This window comes from Porphyromonas endodontalis, from assembly GCF_052173515.1.
GTDB classification, from domain to species: domain Bacteria; phylum Bacteroidota; class Bacteroidia; order Bacteroidales; family Porphyromonadaceae; genus Porphyromonas; species Porphyromonas endodontalis_A.
Genome location: NZ_JBQMYL010000001.1, coordinates 215,708 through 228,569, shown reverse-complemented (window position 1 = coordinate 228,569; position 12,862 = coordinate 215,708). Strand labels below are relative to the sequence as shown.

At 46.4% G+C, this 12,862-nt stretch carries 8 protein-coding genes; 2 read left to right on the top strand and 6 right to left on the bottom strand.

Features of this window, described 5'->3' with window-relative positions:
* Window positions 1-267: 267 nt before the first annotated feature.
* Together dnaE and trxA are read left to right on the top strand one after the other, a co-directional pair.
* Window positions 268-4,023 (top strand): DNA polymerase III subunit alpha, encoded by a 3,756-nt coding sequence (dnaE, locus tag ACTTHR_RS00980; protein WP_442604852.1) that lies wholly within the window; start codon window positions 268-270, stop codon window positions 4,021-4,023.
* Window positions 4,024-4,072: 49 nt separating this feature from the next.
* Window positions 4,073-4,387, top strand: a complete 315-nt coding sequence (trxA, locus tag ACTTHR_RS00975) for a thioredoxin (protein WP_004334189.1) — start codon at window positions 4,073-4,075, stop codon at window positions 4,385-4,387.
* Between the two features lie 998 nt (window positions 4,388-5,385).
* On the opposite strand, the gene ACTTHR_RS00970 is transcribed toward trxA, so the two are convergent.
* From ACTTHR_RS00970 to ACTTHR_RS00945, 6 genes are read right to left on the bottom strand one after another with little or no spacing between them, the layout of a single operon-like run.
* Complete coding sequence (locus tag ACTTHR_RS00970) at window positions 5,386-6,879, bottom strand: TrkH family potassium uptake protein (RefSeq protein ID WP_442604851.1); 1,494 nt, start codon at window positions 6,877-6,879, stop codon at window positions 5,386-5,388.
* A gap of 13 nt (window positions 6,880-6,892) precedes the next feature.
* Window positions 6,893-8,239 carry a Trk system potassium transporter TrkA gene (gene trkA, locus ACTTHR_RS00965; RefSeq protein WP_442604850.1) on the bottom strand — a complete coding sequence of 449 codons (1,347 nt, stop codon included), beginning with the start codon at window positions 8,237-8,239 and terminating at the stop codon, window positions 6,893-6,895.
* A complete protein-coding gene (gene dxs / locus ACTTHR_RS00960; protein ID WP_442604849.1) occupies window positions 8,236-10,143 on the bottom strand; it encodes a 1-deoxy-D-xylulose-5-phosphate synthase in 1,908 nt (635 codons plus the stop codon). The genes trkA and dxs overlap by 4 nt, the downstream gene beginning before the upstream one ends.
* A 1-nt stretch (window position 10,144) precedes the next feature.
* Window positions 10,145-11,515, bottom strand: coding sequence for a histidine--tRNA ligase (gene hisS / locus ACTTHR_RS00955; RefSeq protein WP_442604848.1), 1,371 nt, complete (start codon window positions 11,513-11,515; stop codon window positions 10,145-10,147).
* Window positions 11,512-12,024: a dihydrofolate reductase gene (locus ACTTHR_RS00950; protein ID WP_276772776.1), complete on the bottom strand. Its 513-nt coding sequence runs from the start codon at window positions 12,022-12,024 to the stop codon at window positions 11,512-11,514. Before ACTTHR_RS00950 ends, hisS begins: the two co-directional genes overlap by 4 nt.
* Window positions 12,025-12,031: 7 nt before the next feature.
* A complete protein-coding gene (locus ACTTHR_RS00945) occupies window positions 12,032-12,829 on the bottom strand; it encodes a thymidylate synthase (RefSeq protein WP_424776957.1) in 798 nt (265 codons plus the stop codon).
* Between the last annotated feature and the right edge of the window lie 33 nt (window positions 12,830-12,862).

The following is a 12,862-nucleotide window of genomic DNA, read 5'->3' as shown; positions in this document are numbered from 1 at the left end:
TCATTACCTACTGCATTTCATAACTCATAAGGCTGTTCATAGCCAATTACTTAGATCTAAATGATAGATTTTACGCGAAAAGCTCATTAGGAATTTGATGAAAGCTCATGAGCTTTTTGCGACAAGTTAATTACCCTGCGAGATAGTGGACGAATAAAGCAAATCGCCTAACTTTGTAGCAGGCTCCTCTCCCCGATGGGAGACCGTAGTTTTTTCCACTATAAGACAAGTATATAGCACACTCAGAGCAACGACAATCGATATAGTATGGTTCCTTTCGTCCACCTACACGTTCACTCACAATTCTCAATCCTTGATGGGCAAGCCTCCGTCTCGGCTCTCGTAAAGAAAGCCATCGGGGATGGTATGCCCGGTATTGCCCTTACGGATCATGGGGTTATGTTTGGGATTAAAACATTCTTCGATGAGTGCAACAAGGTCAATTCAAAGCATCGCTCCCGCATCTCCGCACTCAAAAAAGAGATAAAGGAGTTGCAAAAAAAGGAGTCTCTCACTCCCGAGGATAAGAAACAAATAGAGAAATGGGAACAGGAGGTAAGTGAGGTAGAGCGCCAGATGTTTAAGCCAATCTTCGGCTGTGAGGCCTATTGTGCACGACGTACTCGCTTCGACAAGGACAAAGACGTACCGGATCCCTACAACCCCAGCCGCTCCATAGACCGAAGCGGATGGCATCTTATCCTCCTTGCCAAGAACAAACAAGGGTACCTCAATCTCTGCAAAATGGTATCCGCATCATTTACCGAAGGAGAGTATTATCGCCCCCGTATCGACAAAGATTTGCTTGAGCAATACCATGAAGGGGTTATCGTAATGAGTGCCTGCCTGGGGGGAGAGGTCCCTCAACACATCCTAGGAGGGCATCCCGAGCGAGCAGAAGAGGCCGTGCGTTGGTTCAAAAATATCTTTGGAGAAGACTATTACCTAGAGGTGCAACTCCATCAAACGGATGACCCAAATGCCAATCGAGAGACTTTTGTGCAGCAGCTGGCTGTGAACGAAGTGATCTACGATATTGCAGAGCGCACGGGCGTAAAGGTGGTGGCAACGAACGACGTCCACTTTGTCAATCAGGAGGATGCCACGGCGCACGATATGCTCATTTGTTTGGGTACGAAGAGAGATCTAGACGACCCCCAGCGTATGCGTTATTCGCAGCAAGAGTGGCTCAAAACTCAAGAGGAGATGAATGCGGTGTTTGCAGATCGCCCCGAGCTTCTCTCCAATACGCTGGAAATCCTAAACAAAGTAGAGTTCTATTCCATCGAAAATCCGGCACTCATGCCGGACTTCCCACTGCCCGAGGGGTTTGATGATGCTGACAAATACCTTCAATACCTCACCTACGAAGGGGCTAAAATGCGCTATGGCGACCCCATCCCCGAGGAGGTAAAGGAGCGGATTGACTTTGAGTTGAACACGATTAAGTCGATGGGATTCCCCGGATACTTCCTTATCGTGCAAGACCTCATTCAGGCAGCTCGAGACATGGGAGTGTGTGTGGGGCCGGGGCGCGGTTCGGCAGCAGGTTCGGCCGTAGCCTATTGCCTCAAGATAACGAACCTAGACCCCTTGAAATACGGCTTGCTCTTCGAGCGATTCCTCAATCCAGATCGTATCTCCCTCCCGGATATTGACATAGACTTCGACGACTCCGGGCGTGCAAAGATCCTCCAATGGGCTACCGAGAAGTACGGACACAAAAACGTGGCTCAGATCATCACCTTTGGCGAAATGAAAGCCAAAAGCTCGATTGCCGACGTTGCGCGCCTAAAACATATACCGGTAGAAGAGAGCCGACGCATTACTAAGCTCATCCCCGATAAGTTTAGTGATAGCGATATGGAGCTTATACACAAGACGCCCGGCTATGAAAATGCAAAGGGCAACGTAACTATCGAACTATCTACTTTAGTCGTACCCGAGCTAAAGAAACTACAGGTCGGGAGCAATACTCAGATACAAGATACCTTCAAGTATGCACAGAAGTTGGAGGGGAGTATTCGCAATATTGGGGTTCATGCGTGTGGAGTGATCATCGGGAAGTATGATATAAGCGACGTAATCCCTATTTCGACTTCTTTCGATGAGAACGGAGAAAAGGTATTGATTACCCAGTACGAGGGTAAGGTGATCGAGTCCACAGGTCTTATCAAAATGGACTTCTTAGGACTCAAGACGCTCAGTATCATCCGAGAGGGATTGGAGAATGTAAAACACCGATTCCATAAGGATATTGACATAGACCACATTCCTCTAGACGACGAGAAGACATTCAAACTCTTCTGCGAGGGACGAATGGTGGGGATCTTTCAGTTCGAATCCGCAGGGATGCAAAAGTATCTGAGAGAGCTACAACCCGATCGATTTGAGCTACTCATTGCGATGAATGCCCTCTATCGCCCGGGGCCGATGAAGTATATCCCTCAGTACATTGCCCGAAGGCACGGTAGAGAGGAGATCATCTACGATGTGCCGGAAACCAAGGAAATACTTGAGGAGACTTTTGGTGTAACCGTATACCAAGAGCAGGTAATGCTTCTATCTCGCTCTCTTGCCAATTTCACACGTGGCCAGAGTGACTCCCTCCGCAAGGCGATGGGGAAAAAGAAAATTGAGGAGATGGAGAAGCTCAAGGCAGACTTCCTCAAAGGGGGCGTAGAGAATGGGCATTCCAAAGAGGTCCTAGAGAAGATTTGGATGGACTGGGAGGACTTTGCCAAATATGCCTTCAATAAGAGTCATGCTGCTTGTTATAGCTGGCTGGCTTACCAAACGGCTTACCTCAAGGCGCATTATCCGAGTGAGTTTATGGCGGGCAACTTGAGTTGCAATCTCAATAATGCTCCGGAAATAGCGAAACTCATGAAGGAATGCAAGGCAATGGGCATCCACCTTCTTTCTCCCGACGTAAACGAATCGATGCAAAAGTTCAGTGTCAATAGCAACGGCGACATACGCTTTGGACTTAGCGGCATCAAAGGGGTAAACCAAACAACGATCGATAAACTCATCGAAGATCGAGAGCAAAATGGCCCCTTTACAAGCATCTACGACTTTGTCGCTCGCATCCCCCGACAGTTTATCAATAGGAAAACGATGGAAGCATTCGCCCTCTCCGGCGCCTTCGATAGCTTCGGTATTGAGAGAGAGAGCTTCTTTGCACCTCCTGTCAACTCCCGTGAGGATTCATTTATAGCCACCCTGCTTGCCTATGGTCGCATTGTGCAAGAGGAGAGTTCGTCTCAGAGCATGGGGCTGTTTGGAGAGAGTGAGGAGCTTTCGATCCCAGAACCGGAAGTCCCCCAAGCCGAGCCTTGGAATAATCTTACCAAACTCAGTAAAGAGTACGAACTTGTTGGTATCTATATTAGTTCGAATCCCCTGGAGCCTTACCGCCTTATCCTAGATAAGCTTTGTACCGTAAAGCTTGATGATCTCGACAAAAAGGACTTGGAGGAATTCAAAGACACCAGGATGGTATTTGCCGGATTGGTCACAAATGTGGTGGAAGGCCTGACCAAGACAAACAAACCCTATGGTCGCTTCACCCTCGAAGATTTGTCCGGTTCTCACGAGTTTGCCCTCTTTGGGAAACAGTACCTTGAGTACAAACATTTCCTCAAAACCGAGATCTTCCTGATCTGCCATGCCAGTGTAAAACCGTGGCAATTCAAGAAGCCCGATGAACCAGAGCGATTCGACCTTTCTTTCAACTCAATTGAACTTCTGACCGACGAATACTATTCTTCAATCAAAGAGGTTGAGTTATTCATCCCCTATAAAGAGATCGACGAATTGTTTGTCAAAGAGTTTATCACCGAGATAGATGCCCATGGTAGTGAGAAAGGCAATAATGCCCAAACAAAGCTTATCATATCCTTCTGTGATGAGTTTGGCAATCCGATAGAGAGGTACCTAATGACCGAGAGAGCATTCACTCTAGGCACTTGGTTGGTAGATCTTTTGGAGTCATTCGAGATCCCTTATTCCGTAAAATAGAGTATATTTGTAGTATAAATAAATTAGTAACTAAAGAACAGTTTGAACTATGGCAATGCAAATAACTGATACGAACTTTGAGGCACTTCTTGCCGAAGGTAAACCTATGATCGTAGATTTTTGGGCTACTTGGTGTGGTCCTTGTCAGCTTGTTGGTCCTATGATTGACGAGCTTGCAACCGAATATGATGGACGCATCATCGTAGGTAAGGTAGATGTAGATAGTAACCAAGACTTGCCTGCACAATTCCGTGTACGCAATATCCCTACCATCTTGTTTATCAAGAATGGAGAGGTGCAGAATAAGCTCGTGGGAGCACAATCAAAAGCTACCCTCATCGCAGAGGCAGAGAAGCTTCTCTAAAAAGAATCAGAACCTTAGCCCTGATATATTGAGGCTGATATAACGGGTTGATTCCCCCCTCGGGGATAGAATCTTCCTATTAATAGACAGGGAAACAGCGGAGTCCGTTTTTGGAGTTCGTTGTTTCCCTTTTTGTTTTCCTAATCCCCTCGTGCTAGAAGAGCCGACATCCGCCCCTTTTTCCCACTCAATAGGAAGCGACAAATCACGTAATCAATAGGGTAGAGTACAGCCTAATTATCCGTTGCTACTGCCTGAGATTCCCCTAGAAGTTGGCTAGTTTCTCGCTCAATCTTGCCTAGAAAAAACTTACTTCTCAAGCAGATTTCTTTCCCTTTTAGGGCAAAGAGCGGTATGCAGAAGGGAATACAATTCCCTCCAGCACACATAATCCGAAAATGTCGAGAGATAAAATGGGACAGCTCCTTTGGCTGCAGAAGTGTTATTAATGGGGGAAAAACGAAAAGTAAGATAGATCGTATACCTCCGCGCTGCCCTCGGGCTAAAATGAGGGGTATTTAGGGGCCCTGTACATGTCTTTTGGTGTTGGATTTAGCAGACGTTTAGGACGCGTAAACGCCTGGTAAATGTGTGGTAAATAATAGGAACTCAATGTCTTGCTTGTCTAGTTCCATCGCTTAGTTATATCATTTTTATTTGTATCTTCGCAGTAGGAGAGCAATAAGATGATCGCACGGGCAGCGATAGCCGAGGCTATATCGGAGGTTCGAATCCTACCCTTATTGCTCTCTTTCTATTTTTTCTAGCTTTTTAAGCTCGCCGATTGGAGTTCTCCCCGCTGTCCTTAGGATATTATGATTTATGTGTTTTTTATATTTTACATCTAGTTAAGTAGTGGTTAATCATTTACTTCTCAAGCTGCATTTTTTTTTAGGGCAAAGTAGTGGCATACAGAGGGGGATAGAAGCCCCTCCGGCACACATGATCCGAAAATGTCAGGAGATAAAAAGGAGACAGCCCCTTTGGCTGCAGAAGAGTTATTTACGCCAGAAAGATGGTTGCAGGATGCAGATTACCGTAAAGACCTCTAGGCGCCCTGCCAACATGATGAAGCTCAAAATAATCTTTTCAAACCCTGTAGCATAGGCAAAATGCATAGAGAACTTACCGAACGAAGGTCCTACGTTACTGATGCAGGTGAAGGCGGAAGAGGCGGCTGTAATAAAGTCGTTGCCAGAAATGGTTAAGGCGATGGTACCAATCAAGATCAGCGTGATGTACAAGGAGATAAAAGCAAGCACCTGCACCACATAATCGCCCGAGATACTATTGCCATTGAAGCGCACATTCGTTACCATCTTGGGGTGGATTCGCTTCTTAAACTCGTTGTTTAGGTTCTTCACCATCACCATAAAACGGCTCATTTTAAGCCCTCCGGCTGTAGACCCTGCACATCCACAGATGGCCATCATTATCATCCCTAAGCAGAAGAAAAGAGGGTGCCACTCATTCATATCTGCCGTGACATATCCGGTACTACTAATTAGGGAGATGACTTGGAAAGCAGCGTGACGGAAGGTGCTTTCGGCCGTGTCGAACAGATTTTGGTACGAAAGCCAAGCCGTAGAAAGTATGATGCAAATCCCCACGAATATAGTAAACCAGCGAAACTCTTCGTCGCGGAAAAGTTTGCCGGGTTTTTTCCCGAAAAAGGTAAAGTAGAGCAGGGTAACATTAAGGCTCCCAATGAACATGAATAGGGTAATGAGGTACTCTATATAGGGAGAATTGAACTCTAAAATACCATTGTCTCGAGTAGAATATCCTCCCGTAGAGACGCAAGTGAATGCATGGCAAATGGACTCAAAAAAATTCATTTTTCCACACATTAGAAGGATGGTAAGTAGAGCCGTTAGCCCCAAATAAACAATCGAAAGTCTTCTTGCCACCTCGGTGATACGCGGCATGAAACGATCGTGTTTGATACCCGTAGTTTCCGCATTATAGAGCAATCCTCCTCCAGAGCCTAGTGTAGGCATAAGGGCCAAGGTAAAGACAACGATACCAATACCTCCCTGCCACTGTATAAGGCTACGCCAAAGAAGAATCCCGTGGGGTAACTGATGTACTGAGGTGAATATGGTAGCTCCGGTAGTGGTAAAGCCGGATACAGTCTCAAAGAAAGCGTCAACAACAGTAGGGGTATAACTCCCAAAGACAAAGGGAAGCATTCCTATCAAAGAGAGTATTAACCAAGTGGTTGTAACCGACAGCATCCCTTCTCGGATCCCTGTATTCCGATTCTTTTTTGCGAGTTTCCCATAGAAGAAAAGAAACGACCCTACAACTGCCATGATGCCAATTGTATAGAGGAACGGCATTGCATCCCCCCCTCGTGTATAGAGTGCAACAACGAAACAAACTAGCAGAAAAAGGGTCTCAAAAAGGCACATACTGCCAACAACCGAGGCAATAAAGGGGAAATTAATCCCCGATGACTTAGATCTTTGAGCGTGAAGAACCGAGAACATATGTGCTTGTGGTTTACTCCTCGAATAGAGCTTTTACCTTGTCGATAGCAAGCTCGTAACAGAATACAACTACCAAATCGTAGGGTTCTATAATAGTATTACCATCAATCATATGAGGTACACCATTGCGCACCATTCCTCCTAGAGTAATTCCCTTGGGGAGTGCTAAGTCTTTTACAGGCTTTCCTGTAATGGGAGAGCCACGACGTGCAACGATCTCGGCAACGTCGGCATTGGCTATCGTCAGACACTTTACGGTGCTTGTATCCTGCCCCAAGAGAGAGCGGTATATGTAGCCGGCAGCTATCAGTTTTTTGTTGATAATAGTACCTATATCAAGCCGTTCTGCTAGAGGTATGTAGTCTATATTTTCTTCTTTGGCAATGGTTTTGAACACCTCGTATCGTTTGGCTGCTAGGCAGGCTAGTACATTTGTTTCGGAGTTCTCCGTTAGAGCCATAAAAACCTGGGCGTTTCGTATCCCCACCTCTTCAAGTAAAGCAGGATCTCTACCATCCCCATGATAGAGGGTAACATTAGAGGGGAGTTTGTCCCGAATTTCCTCTATACGGCGTTTTTCTTTCTCGAATAGAATAAACTCAATACTTCTATTCGCTTTGGCAATGGTACGCATGGCGATGCTACTGGCTCCCATCACGACCACGCGCTTTACCTCTACTTTCTTCTTACCGGCTAGCTGCCTTACTTCGTCTATATCGCTGCCTATGGCCGTAAAAAAGACAATATCTCCGTGTTCTATAGAGGTTTGTCCCGAGGGGATAATGGTCTCAGTCCCACGTTTAATGGCCACCACATGGAATTTTTTCCGCTCTACGTGGGGGAGTTCGATCAGCTTCTTTCCTACGAGTTCAGAGCCATTGCGTACCTTTACTCCTAGTAGTACAATATTGCCATTAAAGAGCTCTATGTATTGTCTCGCCCAAGGGTTTTGGAAGGTTATATTGATCTCCTCGGCTGCAAGTTCTTCCGGATAAATAAGACTGGTAACGCCAAGTCCCTCAAAGAAACGTGTGTATTCGGGGGCTAAATATCGGTGGTTGCTTACACGAGCAATCGTTTCCGGAGCACCAATAGAAGCTGCCAAAGTACATGCCAAGATATTGGTAGGCTCGTCTGGCATTACGCTAATGAAAAGATCGGCGTGCTGCACATTGCAATCGCGTAGATCATGCGCGTCTGTGGGATCGCCCACCACGGCAAGAAGCTCCGCAGAATTCGACAATCCACTCAAACGCCTAGGATCGGGATCCATCAGCGTAATATCTTGTTGCTCCTCTGCCGATAATTTATTGGCAAGGTGTGTGCCAACTTCTCCGGCTCCGGCGATTACAATTTTCATCGAAGTTGTTCTTTAAGCGAGAGAATAGTCTGTGCAATACTCTGAGCATCTATACCAGAGAACGAATACTGCTCTCTAGGAGTTCCGTGAGGGATGAATTGGTCGGGTATTCCCAAGCGTTTAACACGCCCTTGGTAGCCCATCTCGGCGAGGGTTTCGAGGACAGAAGATCCAAGACCTCCGTGTACAGCGCCATCTTCTACCGTAATTACGGCTTGATAATGGGTTGCAACATATTCGAGAAGGGTAGTGTCCAGTGGCTTGAGGAACACCATATCATAATGAGCCGGTATAGCCTCTCCTTTTTCTTTGAGTAGCTCTATGGCCTTGCTTACTTCTGTGGCAATAGCTCCTATAGATAGAATGGCAATCTTTTCTCCCTCCTGAAGTAATTCACCTTTGCCAATGGGTAATATTTCCATGTTATTACGCCACTCCGGACACGAACCCGAGCCCCGTGGATAGCGTATGGCAAAGGGCCCGTCTTGCCCCTTATAGGCTGTGTACATCAAGTTGCGCAGCATGTGCTCGTTACGAGGAGCAGCTATCGTAAGATTGGGGATGCAGCTGAGATAGGATAGGTCAAAAGCCCCCTGATGGGTAGCTCCATCCTCTCCGACGAGTCCGGCTCTATCGAGACAGAGCACTACATGATAGCGAGGGAGACAGACATCGTGGATCAATTGGTCATACGCTCGCTGTGCAAACGAAGAATATATGTTGCAGAAGGGGATCATTCCCTCTCGTGCAAGCCCTGCGGAAAACGTTACTGCATGCGACTCTGCAATACCCACATCATAGCTCCTCTCAGGGTGAGCTTTCATCATGTAGGTCATAGAACAGCCTGTAGGCATAGCCGGGGTAATCCCTGCAATACGCTCATCTTGATCGGCAAGTTCAACTAATGTTTGTCCAAAAACGTCTTGAAACTTAGGAGCCTCTCCAGCCTTCTTTTTATCGAGTCGCTCTGCCGTAAGAATATCAAAATGCCCAGGTGCGTGCCAAATAGTTGGGTGCTTCTCAGCAGCAGGATAGCCCTTTCCCTTTATCGTGCGAATATGGAGAATCTTGGGCCCTTTTAAGTCCTTTATTTTACGCAATACCTCTACCAATCGGAGGATATCATTCCCATCTATTGGACCGAAGTAGCGAATACTCAGTCCGTCAAAGAAAGAGGATTGATTGTTAGAAAAGAGACTTTTAATGCTATTATTTAGGCGTAAGATATTACGCTTGTTGCCATCGTTGATAAGCTTTATATGCTTCAGCCCTCGATAGACATCGTATCGAACTGTGTTATAGGCATGGCTCGTATTAAGATCTACGAGGTAATGATTGAGCCCTCCTACGTTAGCATCAATAGACATATTGTTGTCGTTGAGGATAACTAGGAGGTTGTTGGGGAAAGAAGAAGCATTGTTCAGCCCCTCAAATGCCAAGCCCCCTGTCATAGAACCATCCCCAATAACAGCAATTACGTTGCGCTTTTCTTTATTGAGTTCCGCCGCAACAGACATCCCAAGAGCCGCTGATATAGAGTTGGAAGCATGCCCTGCGGGGAATGTATCGTACTCACTTTCATCGGGGAAAGGGAAGCCCGCTATACCTCCCCACTGACGCAAAGTCTCAAACTGATCGCGTCGTCCTGTGAGAATTTTGTGCGCATAGGCTTGATGCCCTACGTCCCATACAATACGATCGTAAGGGGTGCGGAATACATAATGCAGAGCTACCGATAGCTCCACGGCTCCCAAGCTAGACCCCAAGTGCCCCGGGTGCTGCGAAAGGACATCAAGGAGGAAACTTCTAAGTTCTCTACAGAGTTCCGAAAGCCTATCCGGAGAAAGGGATCGAAGGTCTTTAGGGGAGTCTATCCCATTAAGTAATGGATAGGGAGTAGCCATATTAATGCTCTTTTGAGGTAAAGAAATGCGTTAGTTGCTCTTGAGAAAGGGTTTCTTGGCTCCCTTCTGCCATGTCTTTTAGGGTAAACATTCCCTGCTTTAGCTCTTCGCTACCGGCCAATATGACATAGGGAATGGCAAGACTATCGGCATAGCTCATTTGCTTTTTAAGCTTGGCAGCATCGGGATAAATCTCCACGGAGATACCATCAGCTCGGAGTTTTTGCACGATAGGAAGCATCTGCTGCACCTCTTCTTTTCCAAAGTTAATAATGAGCACTTGGGTAGAGGTATTTGTGGTCGTAGGGAATGCATCCAGCTGCAGGAGGACGTCGTATATACGATCGGCGCCAAAAGAGATACCTACCCCGGACATTCCATCAAGCCCGAAGATGCTCGTGAGATTATCGTATCTCCCTCCTCCTGTAATGCTCCCAATGGCTACATCTTTGGCTTTTACCTCTAGAATGGCTCCCGTATAGTATCCTAATCCACGAGCCAAGGAGGGGTCAAAAAGGATTTCTGTTGTAAGGTGCTGGGAGGCTAATCCCTCGAATATAAAACTCAATTCTTCTACACCCTTACAGCCAATTTCGGAGGAAGCGAGTAGGATAGCCAAGGCTTCTAGTCGCTCCCTATTTTCTCCCTCAAGGTGGAGGAAGGGCTGGAGACGTTGGATGGTATCGTCGGAGAAACCTTTGGCACGAAGCTCTTCCATTACTCCGTCAAGCCCGATTTTGTCACACTTATCCATAGCAATGGTAAGCTCTGTGAGCTGATCGGGGACGCCTACCACCTCTGCAATCCCCGCGAGGATCTTGCGGTTATTGAGGTGCAGGCGTGTTGCTATTCCTAAACGAGAGAATACTTCGTTGATAATCAGAATTAATTCTATTTCGCACAAGAGAGAGTCTGTCCCGACCACGTCGGCATCGCATTGATAGAACTCTCTATAACGCCCCTTTTGAGGTCTGTCTGCTCTCCATACAGGCTGTATTTGAAAGCGTTTGAAAGGGAATGTTATCTCATTTCTGTGCTGTACGACAAAGCGAGCAAAGGGCACTGTAAGATCATATCGAAGCCCTTTTTCGCTTAGTTTATTAGCGATGTGAGGTAGGTTCTTTTCATCGAAATCCTGTTGGGTTACATCGCTCAAGAAGTCTCCGGAGTTGAGCACTTTGAAGAGCAAACGATCGCCCTCTTCTCCATACTTCCCCATCAAGGTCGAAAGTAATTCGAGAGCCGGAGTCTCTATTTGTTTGTATCCATACAAGCGATACACGTCGCTGATGGTATTGAATATATAGTTGCGACGCTGCATCTCAAGAGAGCTAAAGTCGCGAGTCCCTTTTGGTATAGATGGTTTATTCATTTTAGTCTATGCTTAAAGTAGGCAATACGTTGATATATTGTAAGTGTAACAGCATATTCATTGCGTTCGTCTTCGGGATATCGGGTGCAATAGGAGGGAGTCCACTCCGTAAGATCAAACTCCGGGAAATAGGTATCTGCCTCTGGGAATCCCTTTTCTACACGAGAAAAATAAATCTTATCTGCTAGGGGAAGGGCTGCAGCATATAGTTGCGCTCCTCCTATAATAAAGACCTCTTCTTCCCCGGCTACAGCCTCCAAAGCCGCTTGTAGAGTAGAGTAGCACTCAACCCCATCGGGCGGAACTAATGTAGAGGAGACAACGATATTACGTCTATTGGGTAGTGCCCCATTGGGGAGGGAATGAAAGGTGTTTTTCCCCATAATGATGGCATGCCCCGTTGTTGTTTCCTTGAATCGTTTAAGATCTCCGGGTAGATGCCACAATAGATCGTTGTCTTTTCCAATGGCATTGTTGGCAGCCACGGCTACTATTATAGATAAAGTCATAATATGCTTATACAGCGATGGGAGCTGCGATATGAGGATGAGGGGTATAATCCAATAGTTTGAAGTCTTCAAACTTAAAATCTTCTAGATTGCGCACTTCCGGATTCAATTGCATTATAGGCAAAGGGTGAGGAGTACGCGTTAGCTGTAGAGACGTTTGTTCCAGATGGTTGCAATACAGATGAGCATCCCCGAGAGTATGTACAAAAGTTCCCGGCTTAAGCCCTGTTACTTGGGCTACCATCATAAGGAGTAACGCATAAGAAGCGATGTTGAAGGGCACGCCAAGGAATACATCCCCCGAGCGTTGATACAGTTGCAGACTTAGGCGTCCATCGGCTACATAAAACTGCATTAAACAGTGACAAGGAGGGAGTGCCATCTGATCGATTTGGGCAACATTCCAAGCACTAACTATCAATCTTCTACTATCGGGAGAGGTGCGAATATCCTCTACTACTCGAGCTATTTGGTCATAGGTCTCCCCTCGATTGTAACTAGGCCAAGAGCGCCATTGCACTCCGTAGATGGGGCCTAGATTTCCCTCGGGGTCTGCCCATTCGTCCCAAATAGAGACACCATGCTCTTGTAGGTAGGCAACGTTAGAATCTCCTCGCAGGAACCAAAGAAGCTCGTATATAATGCTCTTGAGATGAAGCTTTTTTGTGGTAAGCAATGGGAACCCGTCTTCCAAATCGAACCGCATTTGGTGCCCAAAAATACTTTTAGTACCTGTGCCCGTACGATCGGAGCGCAAAGTCCCCTCGTCCATAATCTTTTGGAGTAATTCTAGATACTGTCTCATAATCAAACCAACAGCTAATAAGGCAAAGATACA